Source organism: Rhodococcus sp. YL-1, assembly GCF_001942025.1.
GTDB classification, from domain to species: Bacteria; Actinomycetota; Actinomycetes; order Mycobacteriales; family Mycobacteriaceae; genus Rhodococcus_F; species Rhodococcus_F qingshengii.
The window spans coordinates 3,895,924-3,912,429 of the sequence record NZ_CP017299.1 but is presented as its reverse complement, the minus strand read 5'-3'; the positions used below and the strand labels follow the sequence as shown (position 1 = coordinate 3,912,429).

15 protein-coding genes are annotated in these 16,506 nt (G+C 63.0%); 13 read left to right on the top strand and 2 right to left on the bottom strand.

Features of this window, described 5'->3' with window-relative positions; genetic code table 11:
• Window positions 1-34: 34 nt before the first annotated feature.
• The 7 genes from rsfS (at window position 35) to holA (ending at window position 7,951) form a co-directional block, all read left to right on the top strand.
• Complete coding sequence (gene rsfS / locus BH682_RS18180; protein WP_003944502.1) at window positions 35-481, top strand: ribosome silencing factor; 447 nt, start codon at window positions 35-37, stop codon at window positions 479-481.
• Window positions 478-1,152 (top strand): histidine phosphatase family protein, encoded by a 675-nt coding sequence (locus tag BH682_RS18175; RefSeq protein WP_075833651.1) that lies wholly within the window; start codon window positions 478-480, stop codon window positions 1,150-1,152. Before rsfS ends, BH682_RS18175 begins: the two co-directional genes overlap by 4 nt.
• Entirely contained in the window at window positions 1,139-1,921 is a 783-nt protein-coding gene (gene octT, locus BH682_RS18170; protein WP_075833649.1) for a diglucosylglycerate octanoyltransferase, read from the top strand. Before BH682_RS18175 ends, octT begins: the two co-directional genes overlap by 14 nt.
• Window positions 1,922-1,925: 4 nt before the next feature.
• Window positions 1,926-2,768: a DegV family protein gene (locus BH682_RS18165; RefSeq protein ID WP_075833647.1), complete on the top strand. Its 843-nt coding sequence runs from the start codon at window positions 1,926-1,928 to the stop codon at window positions 2,766-2,768.
• A gap of 198 nt (window positions 2,769-2,966) precedes the next feature.
• Window positions 2,967-3,590 carry a LysE family translocator gene (locus tag BH682_RS18160; RefSeq protein ID WP_075833645.1) on the top strand — a complete coding sequence of 208 codons (624 nt, stop codon included), beginning with the start codon at window positions 2,967-2,969 and terminating at the stop codon, window positions 3,588-3,590.
• Between the two features lie 126 nt (window positions 3,591-3,716).
• Entirely contained in the window at window positions 3,717-6,977 is a 3,261-nt protein-coding gene (locus BH682_RS18150; RefSeq protein ID WP_442971961.1) for a ComEC/Rec2 family competence protein, read from the top strand.
• On the top strand, window positions 6,974-7,951 hold the full coding sequence (gene holA, locus BH682_RS18145; RefSeq protein ID WP_003944476.1) for a DNA polymerase III subunit delta: 978 nt from the start codon (window positions 6,974-6,976) through the stop codon (window positions 7,949-7,951). Before BH682_RS18150 ends, holA begins: the two co-directional genes overlap by 4 nt.
• 296 nt (window positions 7,952-8,247) lie before the next feature.
• Here the strand turns inward: holA and rpsT are convergent, their stop codons facing one another.
• Entirely contained in the window at window positions 8,248-8,508 is a 261-nt protein-coding gene (rpsT, locus tag BH682_RS18140) for a 30S ribosomal protein S20 (RefSeq protein WP_003944567.1), read from the bottom strand.
• Window positions 8,509-8,705: 197 nt separating this feature from the next.
• Between rpsT and BH682_RS18135 the strand changes: the two genes are divergently transcribed.
• From BH682_RS18135 to BH682_RS18120, 4 genes are read left to right on the top strand one after another with little or no spacing between them, the layout of a single operon-like run.
• Window positions 8,706-10,331, top strand: coding sequence for a circularly permuted type 2 ATP-grasp protein (locus tag BH682_RS18135; RefSeq protein WP_003944471.1), 1,626 nt, complete (start codon window positions 8,706-8,708; stop codon window positions 10,329-10,331).
• 56 nt (window positions 10,332-10,387) lie between these two features.
• On the top strand, window positions 10,388-11,359 hold the full coding sequence (locus BH682_RS18130) for an alpha-E domain-containing protein (RefSeq protein ID WP_003944483.1): 972 nt from the start codon (window positions 10,388-10,390) through the stop codon (window positions 11,357-11,359).
• A gap of 8 nt (window positions 11,360-11,367) precedes the next feature.
• The gene (locus BH682_RS18125; protein WP_075835349.1) at window positions 11,368-12,198 is read left to right on the top strand and encodes a transglutaminase family protein; all 831 of its coding nucleotides are present in this window, start codon (window positions 11,368-11,370) and stop codon (window positions 12,196-12,198) included.
• A 59-nt stretch (window positions 12,199-12,257) separates the two neighbouring features.
• A complete protein-coding gene (locus BH682_RS18120; protein WP_075833641.1) occupies window positions 12,258-13,031 on the top strand; it encodes an aquaporin in 774 nt (257 codons plus the stop codon).
• Window positions 13,032-13,061: 30 nt separating this feature from the next.
• On the opposite strand, the gene BH682_RS18115 is transcribed toward BH682_RS18120, so the two are convergent.
• Window positions 13,062-13,592, bottom strand: coding sequence for a type II toxin-antitoxin system PemK/MazF family toxin (locus BH682_RS18115; RefSeq protein WP_075833639.1), 531 nt, complete (start codon window positions 13,590-13,592; stop codon window positions 13,062-13,064).
• A gap of 72 nt (window positions 13,593-13,664) precedes the next feature.
• Here BH682_RS18115 and lepA point away from each other — a divergent pair, with 72 nt between their 5' ends.
• Both lepA and BH682_RS18105 read left to right on the top strand, forming a co-directional pair.
• Window positions 13,665-15,557: a translation elongation factor 4 gene (gene lepA, locus BH682_RS18110; protein WP_003944564.1), complete on the top strand. Its 1,893-nt coding sequence runs from the start codon at window positions 13,665-13,667 to the stop codon at window positions 15,555-15,557.
• A gap of 6 nt (window positions 15,558-15,563) precedes the next feature.
• The gene (locus BH682_RS18105; RefSeq protein WP_047270792.1) at window positions 15,564-16,493 is read left to right on the top strand and encodes an NAD(P)H-dependent flavin oxidoreductase; all 930 of its coding nucleotides are present in this window, start codon (window positions 15,564-15,566) and stop codon (window positions 16,491-16,493) included.
• Window positions 16,494-16,506: the final 13 nt, after the last annotated feature.

Here is a 16,506-nt window from a genome sequence, read left to right as displayed (position 1 = left end):
AGTACTTTCTGAAGACGAAACTGGAGAACATCGAGTGAGCGCAAACACCGAAGCCATCGACATGGCACGCATCGCGGCCTTGGCAGCCGACGAGAAGCTGGCCACCGAAGTGGTGGTGCTCGATGTGTCCGAACAGCTGGTCATCACGGACTGCTTCGTCATCGCATCTGCGACGAACGAGCGTCAGGTCAACTCGATTGTCGAGAACATCGAAGACCGTCTCCGCGAAGCGGGACACAAGCCGGTCCGCCGTGAAGGCACCCGCGAGGGCCGCTGGGCACTGCTCGACTACGCCGACATCGTCGTCCACGTCCAGCATGACGAGGAGCGCAACTTCTACGCTCTCGATCGTCTGTGGAAGGACTGCCCGACGGTCGAGGTCGAAGGCCTCGGACAGAACCGTCCCGGCCCCGCCGACGCCAACACGGTGTTCGAGACCGACACGGTTTCCGAGCCGGACGCGCAGGATCCCTCGCTGTGACTTCGCCGGCGCCCAGTGCGGCGTCGAACCCTGTCCGCCGGCTCATCCTGCTGCGTCACGGACAGACCGAATACAACGCCGACTCTCGGATGCAGGGGCAACTCGACACCGACCTGTCGGAGTTGGGACGCACGCAGGCCAAGAGTGCAGGTCCGGTGATCGCCGATCGCAGGCCGTTGACGATCGTGTCCTCGGATCTGCGTCGGGCGTACTTCACGGCCGTCGCAGTCGGTGATGCCGCCGGACTTCCGGTACTCACCGACACGCGTCTGCGTGAGACACACCTGGGCGAATGGCAAGGCCTGACTCATCACGACGTCGACGAGCGCACTCCCGGTGTGCGATCTGCCTGGCGGGCGGATGCCACGTTGGCGCCGCCCGGCGGCGAAAGCCGAATCGACGTCGCGAATCGCAGCCTCCCCGTAGTTCACGAATTGCTCGAGACGCACCCGGACTGGGCCGAACGGCCCGTGGTTCTGGTGGCGCACGGAGGCTTGATCGCGGCACTGACAGCGGCATTGCTCGACCTACCCGTCGATCGCTGGGCCGTCCTCGGCGGATTGGGAAACACCAGTTGGGTGCAACTCAGCGGACACGGGGACGTCAAGTCGATCGAGTGGCGACTCGACGTATGGAATGCTTCTGCGAGTGTCGCAAATGACGTCCTCTGAAAGTGCCGACGGGCAGCGCCCCGTCCTCCTCGTACTCGCGGATTCGCTGTCGTATTTCGGCCCCAAAGGCGGCCTCGCGGCAGACCACCCACGGATCTGGCCCAACATCGTGGCCGACGAACTCGGCTGGGACGTCGAGCTGGTCGCCCGTATCGGCTGGACGTGCCGCGATGCGTGGTGGGCACTGACTCAGGATCCTCGTGTGTGGGCGGCGGTGCCGCGGGCAGGCGCCGTCGTGTTCGCGGTCGGCGGTATGGACTCGCTACCGTCTCCGCTGCCTACCGCGCTCCGCGAGACCATTCGCTACGTTCGGCCACCCGCGCTTCGACGCGTGGTGCGCGAGGGTTATCAATGGCTGCAGCCGCGGCTTGCACCTCTGGGCCGCCCGGTCGCACTTCCGCCCAAGCTGAGCGTCGAGTATCTGGAAAGCTCGCGAAATGCGTTGGAGTACATGCGGCCGGAACTGCCGATGATCGCGACCTTGCCGTCAGTGCATCGCAGCGATGCCTACGCGAGCGTGCATGCCGGACGACCTGCCGCGGTGTCCGCGATCACCGAGTGGGCTACGGAGAAAGGCGTTCCCGTAGTCGACCTTGCGGATGCAGTGCGTGACAACGTCTTTTCCGAGAACGGCAATCCTGACGGCATTCACTGGGGTTGGGACGGTCACGTCGGCGTAGCCCGCGCGATGATCGCTGCGATTCGCGGGGTCGAGGCGCAGAAAGTGGTTTCGCCGCAACTGGTATCACCGCCGAGCGAAGTCGGGTAGCAGAATGCCGGTCGTCGTCGTCACGGATTCCTCCGCCTGCATCCCGCAGGAGTCGGCCGACGCATGTGGCATTCAGGTTGTTCCGCTCCACGTGCTCCGTGACGGCTGCGACTTGCGTGAGGGTGTCGACGCAATGCCGAGCGACCTGTCGGGAGTGACAACGGCCGGAGCGTCGCCCGCCGAGTTGTCCGAAGCGTATGCACGCGCCCTGGACATGAGCGACGGTGACGGCGTTCTCGCCGTGCACATTTCACGGCAACTGTCGGGAACGTGGGAAGCCGGACGAGTCGCAGCCCAGGAATTCGGTGGCGCCGTCCGGATCGTCGATTCACAGTCCGCCGGTATGGGTTTGGGCTATCCGGCTCTCGAAGCTGCACGCTTGGCCGAGAAGGGCGCTTCACTCGAAGAGGCGTACGGCCGGGCGGTCGACGTAGCGAGCCGTGGGCGCTGCTACATCGTCGTCGACAAACTTGATCAATTGCGTAGGGGAGGACGAATCGGAACCGCGGCCGCACTGCTGGGCACTGCATTGGCGATGAAGCCGATCCTGCATCTGGTGGACGGCAAGCTCGTGCTCGGCGAGAAGACACGTACCACCACCAAAGCTCTTGCACGGTTGGTGGATTCGGCAGTCGAACGCGCCGGTCTCGGTCGTGTGGCGATAGCCGTGCATCACATGCGAGCGCGAGAGCGTGCGGACGGGATCGCGGAACAGTTGGCCGAGCGTATCCCCGATGTAGCGGAATCCGTGGTCACTGACTTCAGCGCGGTCATCGGAGCGCACGTCGGTGTCGGCGCGATCGGTGTGGTGGTGTGCCCGCTGCCGGACATCGACACGAGCGCCTGAGCGGTCTTGAACTATGCATTGTGGCTCGATCACTGTGCTGATGTCGATGCATCAAAACAAACCGATCGCGGAGAAGTTCGTTCGCTCGTATCATTCTCGATCGTGACCCGATAGCTCGAACTTCATCGTTACCGCTGTCGGAATGGGTCGGGGACGACTCTTCGCAGAGCATTCGGGGCGCAGGGGGAGAGAAGTCGCATGCAGATTGGCAACCTGGCGAGTTTCGCAGTTCTTTGCCTGGCGTTGTCGATATCGCCGGGTCCCGATTCACTACTGGTGATCAAACTTGCGCTTGAACGTCGATTGTTCGGGTTCATGGTGGCTGCGGGATCCGCAATCGGATCGATTGCATGGGCAGCACTTGTTGCGGTGGGAGCGGCAAGTTTCCTGGCGCACACTCCAATGGCGGCAGCAGCACTCCATGTCGCGGGTGGTCTGTATTTGATGTACCTGGGTGTCCGGGAGTTTCTCTATCGGGACACTTCCGACATCGAATTGGATTCAATTGCTCTGCAGGCACAATCAACTGGATGGCGTGCATTCGCTCAGGGCTTCGTTTCGTGCATCCTCAATCCGAAGGTCGGATTGTTCTTTCTACTCGTGGCGCCGCAGTATGCGCAGCCATTGACGGTGTACTCCGTTCTCAGTCTCGGAATTGTCGATGCCGCGGTGGCATTCGGATGGCTTGGAATTCTTGCATTTGGCGCAGCCTTCATGTCGAAGAAACTGAGCGACGCACGAATTCGACAGCGTGTCTTCAGGTCGATTGGCCTGGTGATCACAGCCGTCGGCGTCTATGTAGTACTGAGCGCTTTCGCCTAGGCATTCTCCAGCCGGATCACTCGGTGACCACAACCAACCGCGAGACGAATTCTCCACAACCCTCGAGTTCTCCACAGATTGAAATTGTTCGTCGTTGGCGGCGAGGTCTCTCGTTAGCGTCCAGTCATGAGGATCAGCGAGGAGCGCGAGCGGGCGCGTGATCGCCTCGCGGCGATGGACGGCAACTACAGGCGGCGACATGAGGACGTCGACGAATTCGAGGATTCAGCGTCTTTCGAGAGGTCCCCGCAGCCATTCGAGAGATCCCCCGAGTGGCTTCGGGACTTCGACGAGGACGACTACGAAGCTCAGCCCGACTCGTCACGGTTCGACCGATTGCCCGAACATTGGCGCGGTACACGTTGGCGCCCGAGTCGGTCGGCGACCTGGGTGTTGGCGATCGTTGCAGTTCTGGCCACGGGAATCGGCTTGTTCGCCGTGTGGTGGGATTCTCCGAGCATGCAGGCGGTCCCACCGTTGCCCTCGCCCCAGAATGTCACGGAGAAGAATGTGACTGCCGGCGATGGTGAATCAGCCAGTCCTGTACCGACCGGCGTCGTGGCAGAGCATCCGCCCGAGGCTGTGGTGGTCAGTGTCGTCGGGCTCGTGCGCACGCCTGGGCTTGTCAATCTTCATTCGGGCTCGCGCATCGCCGACGCGCTTGCTGCGGCAGGTGGCGTGCTCGACGGAGCGGAGACGGTGGGCCTGAATCTGGCTCAGAAACTTGTCGACGGCGATCAGATCGTGGGTTGGTGCGGCCGATCAGTCCGGTGGTGTTTCTTCGAGTACCACTGCAGGAGGGACCAGCCCCGCAGCTACGGGGGAATCCGGCGGGGCTGGGCTGGTGAACCTCAATACCGCCACCGAGGCCGAACTGGACGAGCTTCCCGGGGTAGGGCCGGTAACGGCTGCGGCGATCATCTCCTGGCGCACCTCCAACGGAAGATTCACGGACATAGAACAATTGGGGGAAGTCGACGGGATCGGCCCGGCAAGGTTGGCCAAATTGCGAGTGCTGGTGTCGGTGTGAACGAACCGGAAGCCTCGCCGGTCCTCGACGCTCGACTGCTTCTGTCGGCGGTCGCGGTGTGGGGGAGCAGTGCGGTGGGGATCCTGTTCGGCCCGGTCGCCGCGTGGGTACTGGCGGTGGCGTGTGCGGTTCCAGCGGCACTCCTCACTTACGTGGTTGTGCGCCGGACATCAGCGGGGTGGGTACGAATCATGTTGGTTGCATTGCTGTTCGGTGCCGGGTGTAGTGCCGTCGGCGGGTGGCGGGCGTCCGAGGCGGAGAGGCACCCACTGACCCGAGCTTCTCTCGAGGGAGCTTGGGTGAGTGTCGAAGTGGAACCCTCGGAGGATCCGCACGCGGTCTCCGGCGCGGTGGGTCAAGGTCAGGTCGTCTTCAGGGCAACCGTCAATTCGGTGACTGCCCAGAACCGCAGGTACTCCGGAGGCGGCTTGGTCACCATCCGGGCGCCCAGTTCGTCGTGGTTCGAAGTTGTTCCAGGGCAGAGCCTCACGGTTCGTGGCCGGGCGAGTCAGCCATGGCGTAGCGATTCCACGCTCGCCGTGATCACGTCCGAAGGGCCTCCCGTCGCGGTGGGAGAAGTGCCCTGGTATCAGCGATGGGCAAGTGTGGTGCGCATTCGTTTCGCCGCTGCGTGCTCGGCTGCACTCCCGCCGGATCAGGCGGGTCTGCTGCCTGGCCTCGTCGTCGGAGACACGTCGGCGTTGTCGCCGGTGGTGAAGGACAACTTCACCGTTGCCGGACTTTCCCATCTCACCGCGGTGTCCGGCGCCAACATCAGCATTCTGCTCGGGGCCGTTCTGCTGTTGGTCAGAGCCGCGGCGCTCAGTCCACGGGTCGGCGCCGCTTTGGCGGTGGTAGCCCTCGTTGCCTTTGTTGTCGTCGCGAGGCCGTCGCCGAGTGTTCTACGCGCGTCGGTGATGGGCTTGGTAGGCCTGCTCAGTCTGGTCACTGGTCGGCGCAAACAGGCGCTGCCTGCGCTTGCCGCCGCCGTCATCGTTCTGGTAGTCGTGAGGCCCGAGCTGGCCGTCGACTGGGGATTTGCGCTGTCGACTACTGCCACGGGCGCGCTGGTGATCATTGCTCCGGTGTGGGTGGACGTGCTTCGCCGAAGAGGCTGGCCCCGTTGGTTTTCGGAGATGACAGCTGTCTCGGGTGCTGCGTTTGTCGTGACTGCACCGTTGGTGGGCGCCATGGCGGGAACCTTCAGCGTGGTCACGATTGCCGCGAACATGGCGGTGGCGCCGGTGATCGGAATCATCACGGTGTTCGGTGCGGTGATTGCCTTGTGTGCGCTGATCTGTCCACCGATCGCGGTGTTCGTCGCGCCATTGGTGCGGCCGCCGATGGGGTGGCTGCTGTGCGTGTCCGAGCGGGCGGCGGCGCTTCCCGGAGCGTCGGTGGTAGTGCCGTCAGGACTCATCGGTGCTCTCGTCGTCGTGGGAGTCCTACTGGCCGCGGCCCTGACGCTGTGGAATCGGATTTCGAGATGGGTGCTCGGCGTTCTTGTTCTGGGAGTTGTTCTGGCCCTGATCTTTCAACACGTGTTCGGGGGTGGCCGTTTTGCTCCGGGGTGGGCGCTGGTGATGTGCGACGTCGGTCAGGGGGACGGTCTTGTGCTCTCGACTGGAGACGGCAGGGTGATCGTGATCGATGTCGGTCCTGATCCCACGTCGATGGATCGTTGCCTGAACATGTTGGACGTTAACGACATCGCGTTGCTGGTGATCAGTCATTTTCATGCCGATCACATCGGTGGATTGGAAGCAGTCCTGAGTGGGCGTTCGGTCGCTGCGATCGGAGTCGGGTCGATGTTGTTGCCGGAGTCAGGTTTTCGGGCGGTGAAGGATGCCGCCGACTCGCAGGCCGTTCCGGTTGTCTCGTTGCTCGCAGGTATGGAGTTGACGTTGGGATCGGTGAACGTGGAGGTTCTCGGTCCGTTGGTTCCAGCTCCCCGCGATTCCGTCGGTGCCGCAGATGCAGCCAACGATCAGTCGCTGGTGGTGATGGCGCACACGGGCGCGGGTCGAATTCTGTTGACGGGCGACGCCGAAGTTGCGGGGGAGGAGGCGATCCTCCGATCGGGAGCGGACGTGAAGGCCGATGTGTTGAAGCTGCCCCATCACGGTTCTCGGACCACGTCGTCGGCATTTCTGGAAGCGGTGCGTCCGAGGTTGACGATGATCAGCGTCGGCGTCGGCAACAGTTTCGGGCACCCGAATGCGGAGGTTCTCGATGAACTGGATTCATTGGGCGGGGCGGTGGTTCGGACCGACGTCGACGGCACCGTCGCTGTGTACGGCGGGGGCGGCGGGTCTGTGTCGATCGTGTCGGTTCCTCGTGGGACCATCTTCGGGTGAGTAATCCGTCTGGAGTCGATCCGCTGCATCTTGTTCTCGGGGACGACGAGTTCCTGATCGACCGCACGGTATCGCAGCTCATCAGAGCCGTCCGCGGTGACCGCGGCCAGGGTATTTCGGATCTCCCGGTGACCAAGATGCGTGCGGGCGACACCAATGCTCCCGAGTTGGCCGAGTTGCTCAGCCCTTCTCTTTTTGCCGAAGACCGTGTGATCGTCCTGGAATCGGCTGCAGAAGCAGGCAAAGATGCCGTAGCGCTTGTCCTGGAGGCTGCACGCGAGCCGGCAGAAGGTGTGGTTCTGATCGTCGTGCACTCGGGCGGCGGTCGCGCGAAAGCGTTGGCTCCGGCCCTCGAGAAGCTCGGCGCGACGGTTCACAACTGCGGAAAACTGAACAAGAGTCAGCTTGTCGACTTCGTCCGGGGTGAGTTCCGGACCGCAGACGTGAGGGTTGCGCCAGATGCGATCGCCGCGATGATCGAAAGCGTCGGCTCCAACCTCCGCGAACTCGCGTCGGCCTGCTCGCAATTGGCGGCAGATACGGGCGGCAAGATCGACGTCGATGCGGTCCACAAGTATTACTCGGGCAAGGCCGAGGTTTCCGGATTCGACGTGGCCGACAAAGTCATCGTCGGCGATACCCGGGGTGCGCTCGAGGCGCTCCGATGGGCAGATCAGATCGGAACAGCCCATGTTCTGCTTGCGGATGCCCTCGCTGACGCAGTCCACACCATCGCGAAGGTCGGCCCGTTTGCACGGGGCGGTGACCCGTTCCGGTTGGCGTCGGATCTCGGAATGCCGCCGTGGAAGGTCAAGAAGGCGATCAAGGAGGTCGGCGGCTGGGATCCCACGTCGATCGGCGCTGCGATGCAGATCGTCGCCGCCCTCAATGCCGACGTGAAGGGTGCCGCAGTCGACTCGTCCTTCGCCCTGGAGATGGCAGTGCGGAAAGTGTGCGCGTTGCGGAAGAACTGAGTACAACGTGGCCTACTGCGCGTCCGGCCAGAAGTAGTCCGACGACAGTGGCGGCCGTGGCCTCACCCGCCCGGTAGTCGAGGCGTTTCACGCAGGCTTGCTCCAACTGAGTATGCGGAATGGCCTGAGGCCGTGTCGTTGGTTCACCTGTTCTGATGTCGGTCACCCGTAGTGAGTCGTGCGACACCGGATTCACCACACTGCCCCGATTGAATACGCAAAATAGCCGCCTGGTCTTTCGACCCGGCGGCTATCGAGACGAACCAGTGTGACGGCGAACCGTCACAGTGGAAACGTCAGAGCTTGTTGGCAGCCTGCGAGAGTGCAGACTTCTTGTTGGCAGCCTGGTTGGCGTGAATGACGCCCTTGCTGGCTGCCTTGTCGAGCTTGCGGCTGGTGGAGACGAGGAGCTCGTTGGCCTTGTCCTTGTCACCGGCTGCCGCAGCCTCGCGGAATGAACGGATCGCGGTACGCAGCGAGGACTTCACCGACTGGTTACGGAGTCGGGCCGCCTCGTTGGTACGGATTCGCTTCACCTGGGACTTGATGTTGGCCACGCGTAAAATCCTTGTCGTCTTTAGCTGGTTACGGTCGAGAAAGCTGTGGGCGCACTGATGCACCGACTGGCAAGATTACCAGCCGAGGGCCCAAGAACCCAAACCGTCGCACGTTGCGTCTGTCGAGAAGGGTACACCGAGCGCCCGATTTCTCGCCGCGCTGCCGAATAGCCCCACTTGTAGCAGCATGTTGCCCTATGACGCCGCCGCCTTCGAAAAGTTCGAGTAAAACAGGTTCGACCACCACCCGAGCGCGTCCTGCCGCAGTGTTCGACGGATATTCAGACATCGGTCGCTACGAGTTGGCTTTCGACGAGATGTTCGAGCCCGACGGCTCGGTGCGTGGTCCGTACAAGGGTGTGTACAAAGCCCTGGCGCCGACGAGCAGCGCCGACCTCGCCGCGCGTGCCGACGCACTCGGACGCGCATTCATCGACCAAGGTGTGACGTTTTCGCTGTCCGGGCAGGAACGACCCTTCCCGTTGGATCTGGTGCCACGCGTCATCGCCGCCCAGGAGTGGTCGCGGCTGGAAAAGGGCATCAAACAGCGGGTGAAGGCGCTCGAGTTGTTTCTCGCGGACATTTACGGAGAGCAGCGAATCCTGCGCGATCACGTGTTGCCGCGCCGCCTGGTCACCTCGTGTGAGCACTTCCACCGTGAAGCGGCAGGCATCGTGCCGCCCAACGGTGTGCGAATTCACGTCGCGGGTATCGACCTGGTCCGAGACGAGGCGGGAGAGTTCCGAGTTCTCGAGGACAATCTGCGATCTCCGTCCGGTGTCTCCTATGTGATGGAAAACCGTCGCACCATGACTCGGGTGTTCCCGGATCTGTTCATGTCCCACAAGGTGCGGGCGGTCGGTGATTACGCAACACATCTGCTGAGGGCGCTGCGTGCGGGTGCTGCACTCAACGAAGCGGACCCGACAGTGGTTGTTCTCACACCGGGTATCGCCAATTCCGCCTATTTCGAGCATTCGTTGCTCGCTCGTCAGATGGGTGTGGAACTCGTCGAAGGTCGCGACCTGTTCTGCCGCGACAACATGGTGTATATGCGCACGACGGAAGGCGAGCGCCAGGTCGACGTAATCTATCGCCGCATCGACGACGAGTATCTCGACCCGATGCACTTCCGTCCGGATTCGATTCTCGGCGTCGCAGGCCTACTGAATGCGGCGCGGGCGGGCAACGTGGTGATCTCGAGCGCCGTCGGCAACGGAGTCGGTGACGACAAACTCGTCTATACCTACGTTCCGCAGATCATCGACTACTACCTCGGTGAGAAGCCGCTCTTGCAGAACGTCGACACGTTCCGCTGTTGGTTGGACGAGGAGTGCGAGCAAGTCCTCGACCGCGTCGCCGAACTGGTGATCAAGCCGGTGGAAGGGTCCGGCGGCTACGGAATCGTCTTCGGACCCGACGCGAGCCCCAAGGAACTGGCCGCGATCACCCGCAAGATCAAGGCAGACCCGCGCGGGTGGATTGCGCAGCCACTCGTGCAGTTGTCCACGGTGCCGACCAAGATCGACGATGTTCTCTCGCCGCGCCACGTGGACTTGCGGCCCTTTGCCGTCAACGACGGTGAGGACGTGTGGGTGTTGCCCGGCGGCCTGACCCGGGTGGCACTTCCGGAAGGTTCGCTGGTGGTCAACTCCAGCCAGGGCGGCGGAAGCAAGGACACGTGGGTGCTTGCGAGTCGCACCTCTGACGAAGACCCAGAGTTGTCAGGCGAGGAACTGGTGTCCGAGCCCCCGGAATCCGCGGAGCCGGTGCAGGGTCCCGAATTGAGCACCTCGCAGCAACAACAGCAGCAGCAACAGTGAACACCTCGGAAGTGCCCAGCTACCAAGAACTATCAGTGAACGGAGCGTGGTGACCGATGCTTGCTCGCAACGCAGAGTCCCTCTACTGGATCGGCCGCTACGTCGAGCGCGCCGACGACACTGCTCGGATCCTCGACGTCGCCGTCCATCAATTGCTCGACGACGCCACCGTCGACCCGGACCGCACGTCGCGTCTGCTCCTGCGTGTCCTCGGCATCGAGGCGCCGGAGGGCAAGCTCGACGTGCGCTCGCTCACCGATCTGGTTGCGTTCAGCCGCAACCAGGTTGGTTCGATCGTGGACTCGCTGGCAAGTGCTCGTGAGAATGCTCGCGGGGCGCGTGAGGTCACGTCGAGTGAGATGTGGGAGTGCCTGAACACCACGTACAACGGACTGGCCGAGCGTGAACGTGCCTCACGCAGGCTGGGGCCACACGAGTTCTTCCGCTATGTGGAGGAACGCGCAGCGATGTTCGCGGGCCTGGCGGATTCCACGCTCAGTCGCGACGACGGCTATCGGTTCCTTCTGCTGGGCAGGTCGATCGAACGTGTCGACATGATCGTGCGGATGCTTCTGGCGCGCGCCGGTGACCGCCCGTCGTCGCCGGCATGGGTCAGCGTTCTTCGCTCGGCGGGCGCACATGACACGTATCTGCGTACGTATCGCGGAGCACTCGACGCCAATCGCGTCGTCGAGTTCATCTTGTTGGACAGGCTCTTTCCGCGCTCGGTGTTCCACTCGATCAGGCAGGCCGAGAAGTGCCTGCAGGAGCTCGACCCGCAGCCGGGCAGTCGCGTCGGAATCCGGGCGGAGGCGCCGCGGCTTCTGGGCCGCGCACGCAGCGAACTCGAGTTCCTGCCGCAGGGCGTGTTGCTCGAGGATCTGCAGGGACGGTTGCTCGGTTGGCAGGAGACCTGCCGCGAACTGGGTGAGGCAATTGCATTGCAGTACTTCCACGCTGCGCCGTGGGTCGCGTGGACGGATGCCGGCGCCGCGTATGCGGAGTCGACGGTGGAGGGAGAGCTGTGAGCTGGCGAATGAGGGTCGTGCACACCACGGGATATGCGTACGACGCCCCGGTGACGTCGTCGTACAACGAAGCGCGATTGACACCTCGCGGCGACACCAGGCAGACGGTGATACTCACGCGCGTCGAAACCCAGCCGGCAACGCGTTCCTACCGATACACCGATTACTGGGGCACCGCGGTGACCGCCTTCGACTTGCACGCCCCGCATACGGAACTCGAAGTGACCGGACTGTCGGTGGTGGAGACGGAACCGTTTGTTCAGCCCGAGGAAACCGTCGACTGGGATGAATTGTCGGGAAACGCGATTAAAGATCGATTCAACGAACAACTGAGTTTCACGAGATATGTTCCGCGTGATCGTAAGCTGGCGACAATTGCCAAGGAATTGCGCAAAGATAAATCACCTGAAGATGCAGTAGTGGCTGCGTCGCAATGGGTTTACGGCGAAATGTCATATGTGCCGGGTACGACCGGAGTGCATACGTCGGCGGTCGAGGCGTGGTCGGCACGGAAAGGCGTCTGCCAGGACTATGCGCATCTGACCTTGGTATTGCTTCGAACGATGGGGATACCGTGTCGATACGTTTCCGGCTATCTCCACCCCAAACGTGATGCGGCAGTCGGGGACACGGTGGTCGGCGAATCGCACGCGTGGATCGAGGCGTGGACCGGCGCGTGGTGGGGATACGACCCGACCAATGTGATAGCTGTGAATGAACAGCATGTCTCGGTCGGAATAGGAAGGGACTATTCGGATGTGCCGCCTTTGAAGGGAATCTTTTCCGGTGGACGCTCCACAGATCTCGAAGTTGTTGTGGAGATCACCAGGCTTGCGTAAAGTCCGGCAAATCTAGGCGCGTGAGCATTACTACCGTTCGATGAGAAGAAGGTGGGAATATGTCTCCAACTGCACAGGAATTGACTGAGATCGAACCGATCTCGGATGTGAAGAAGTATGCGGCCGAAGCGGTGGGAACATTCGTGCTCGTGTTCTCCGCAGTCGGAACTGCCGTCTTTGCAGGTGCGAAAGTCGGCAATCTCGGAGTTGCCTTCGCATTCGGCCTGACCCTGCTGTTCCTCGTATATGCGATCGGACCGATTTCCGGTTGCCACGTCAACCCAGCAGTGACTCTCGGCCAATTCGTGATCGGGCGAATCTCAGCCGTCAATGCGGCGATTTACGTTGTCGCGCAAGCGATCGGCGGCTTGGTCGCAGGCGTCGTGATCTACACGGTGGCCAACAGTCTCCCGGCGTACAACCGTGCTGCTGACGGTTTGGGTGCAAACGGTTGGGGCGCACACAGTCCGTCTGCCGAGAAGAATCTTCTCGGAAACGTGGTTTCCGACGGCTACGGCATCGGTGCCGCCATGATCATCGAGATCCTGCTGACAGCACTGCTGGTATTCGTCGTTCTCGCGTCGACCGACCAGATCTCCGACGTGCCGCTCGCCGGGGTGTCCATCGGCTTCACCCTGGCCGTCATTCACCTGATCTCGATCCCGATCGACAACACCTCCGTCAACCCCGCTCGAAGCCTCGCTGTCGCGCCGTTCCAGGACGGTGCACTCGGTCAGGTGTGGTTGTTCATCGTGTTCCCGCTCATCGGCGGTGCGCTCGGTGCACTCATCTATCGAGCACTATTCGGACGGTTCAACCGTCTGGACAGCTGATCGATACTGTTTCCATCGTTCGGGTCGGCTTCAGCTCCAGCTGAAGTCGGCCCGAAGTTTTGCCGCGACCGCGTCGAACTTCTTGTGATCCATGACGGCGCCCTCGCGCCGGATCCCGCTCTCGGGAACGTCGAGCACCCGGTCGAGCCGGACCCAGCTGGGCCTTCCCTCTCCGTCCCATGGACCCGAACCGATTGCGAGCCAATCGCGCTCACCCTGGCGTTTACTCTGCGAAGACAACATCAGGCCGAGCAGCGTGTCGCCGTCGCGGCCGACAACCAGCACCGGGCGGTCTTTGCCCTGGGTCGGATCCTCCTCGTAGGCAACCCAGGTCCAGACGATTTCGCCCGGATCGGCCTTGCCGTCGAGGTCGGGGGAGTACTCGACCTTGCGGGCGCGATGTGCGGTCGGAGACGTTCGCGCGGCGATCGGGCGGCCGGACGGACCCGGCTTCGAGGCAGACTGGGACGTGGACGACTGCAGCTGGCGCAGCAACGCAGGGCCCTTCTCCACCGCGAGGGCGCCGAGGGTTCTGCCGATCTGCTTCCACATGCTTGCCATAGCGTTCGAGCATAATCACCCGCCCGTGGGAACCCCTGGTACGGCGGCGCCGAGGCTTGGATATCCTGAGGGTTGACAGTGGCCCGGATCCGGGCCGGTGCCGGTCCGACTAAGGGGTCTCCCATCAGCAGCTTCGCCGACAAGACGTTCACGGATCCTGCGCAGATCCGGAACTTCTGCATCATCGCGCACATCGACCACGGTAAGTCGACGCTGGCAGATCGCATGCTTCAGCTCACCGGTGTGGTCGAAGAGCGGGCGATGCGTGCGCAGTACCTGGACCGCATGGACATCGAGCGTGAACGCGGCATCACCATCAAGGCTCAGAACGTTCGTCTGCCCTGGACCGTCGACGGCGAAGAGTTCGTCCTCCACCTCATCGACACTCCCGGCCACGTCGACTTCACGTACGAGGTCTCCCGTGCGCTCGAAGCATGCGAGGGCGCAATTCTGCTGGTCGACGCTGCTCAGGGCATCGAAGCTCAGACGCTGGCGAACCTCTACCTGGCGATGGAGAAGGATCTCAAGATCATTCCCGTCCTCAACAAGATCGACCTCCCGGCCGCGGATCCCGACCGCTATGCCGAAGAGATCGCGCACATCACGGGCTGCGAGCCCGGTGATGTCCTGCGCGTCTCGGGTAAGACCGGCATGGGCGTCAAGGAACTGCTCGACGAGGTCATCAAGCAGGTACCTGCGCCTGTCGGCGATGCTGACGGTCCCGCCCGCGCGATGATCTTCGACTCCGTCTACGACGCCTACCGCGGCGTGGTCACCTACGTGCGTGTGGTCGACGGTCGGATCCGTCCCCGCGAGAAGATCACGATGATGTCCACGGGCACCACACACGAACTGCTCGAGGTCGGCATCATCTCGCCCGAGCCGAAGGCCAGTATCGGTCTGGGCGTCGGCGAGGTGGGCTACCTCATCACCGGAGTGAAGGACGTCCGCCAGTCGCGCGTCGGTGACACCGTCACCACCACCCGCAACGGCGCGACCGAACCGCTGGTCGGCTACCGCGATCCCAAGCCGATGGTCTACTCGGGCCTCTACCCGATGGACGGCTCGGACTACCCCGTGCTGCGCGATGCCCTCGACAAGCTCCGTCTCAACGACGCGGCCCTGGCGTATGAACCCGAGACGTCGGTTGCCCTCGGATTCGGCTTCCGCTGCGGCTTCCTCGGCCTGCTCCACATGGAGATCACCCGCGACCGCCTCGAGCGTGAGTTCGGCCTCGAACTGATTTCCACCGCGCCCAACGTCGTCTACCGCGTCGTGATGGAGGACGGGGCCGAGGTCATCGTCACCAACCCGTCGTACTGGCCGGAAGGCAAGGTTCGCGAGGTCTACGAGCCCGTCGCCAAATGCACCGTCATCGCCCCGAGTGAGTACGTCGGCGCCATCATGGAGCTGTGCCAGTCCCGTCGCGGTGAGCTCGGCGGCATGGACTACCTCTCCGAGACTCGCGTCGAACTGCGCTACGAACTGCCCATGGGCGAGATCATGTTCGACTTCTTCGACGCCCTCAAGTCCCGCACCAAGGGTTATGCCAGCCTCGATTACGAGGAGGCCGGTGAGCAGCAGGCCGATCTGGTGAAGGTCGACATCCTGCTGCAGGGCGAGGCCGTCGACGCGTTCTCCTCGATCGTGCACCGTTCCAACGCCGGCGCTTACGGCGGACGCATGACGTCGAAGCTTCGTGAGCTGATTCCTCGCCAGCAGTTCGAGGTTCCGATCCAGGCCGCGATCGGCGCGAAGATCATCTCGCGCGAGAACATTCGCGCAATCCGCAAGGACGTTCTCGCCAAGTGCTACGGCGGCGACATCAGCCGTAAGCGCAAGCTGCTCGAGAAGCAGAAGGAAGGCAAGAAGCGCATGAAGACCATCGGTCGCGTCGAGGTGCCGCAGGAAGCATTCGTGGCGGCCTTGACGTCGGAATCGGTCGGCGAGAAGCCCAAGAAGTAGGAGCGCATGGTCACCACCTGGTTGTCCCGAGAGTTCGGAATCGAAATCCCGGTTCTCGGGGCGCCCATGGGTGGTCGCGCGGGCGGCGCGCTCGCCGGAGCTGTATCGGCGGCCGGCGGGTTGGGGCTGCTCGGCGCGGCTCGGTACAACACACCGGAGTGGATCGAGGCCGAAGCCGAAGTGGCCCGCTCGATCGGCGGAAAATTCGGAGTCGGCCTGATGACGTGGTCGCTGCCCGAGAACGAGTTGATGCTCGACGCCGCGATTGCCGTCGAGCCGACCATGATCACCTTGTCGTTCGGTGATCCCGCCTCGTATGTCGGACGAATCCACGATGCGGGCATTCCCGTTGTGTCACAGATCAATACGCTCGAAGATCTTCGCATTGTCGAGGCCGCGGGTGTCGACGGCGTGATCGCGCAAGGCGGTGAGGCAGGCGGTCACACGGGCCGAATCGGAACCTTGCCGCTGCTGCAGGAGATCCTCGAAACGACATCACTTCCAGTACTGGCGGCCGGCGGAATCGGGACCGGCCGCGGTTTGGCCGCAGTCCTGGCGGCCGGCGGGGAAGGCGTGATGATCGGAACGGCGCTGCTCGCCAGCCCGGAGACGGTCGGGCCGGACTATGCCCGCGAGCGCGTCGTCGAAGCCGGAAGTGCCGACACGATTTACACCTCGGTGTTCGACCGAGCGCGCAGTCAACCGTGGCCGCAGCGGTGGGGTGGCCGCGCGGTGGCCAACGAGTTCACTGCCGCCTGGCACGGAGTCGACGCCGATGAGGAAATGCTGGCAAAGGCGTACGACCCGTCGGATCCCCACAGCGGAGTCGTCTACGCCGGAGAAGCTGTCGGACTCGTACACGGAACCCATCCGGCCGGCGACGTGGTTCGACGCATCGGCGCCGATGCGGAGCGTCTGCTCTCTCGTTTCGCCTGAAAGCAAGGTCGGA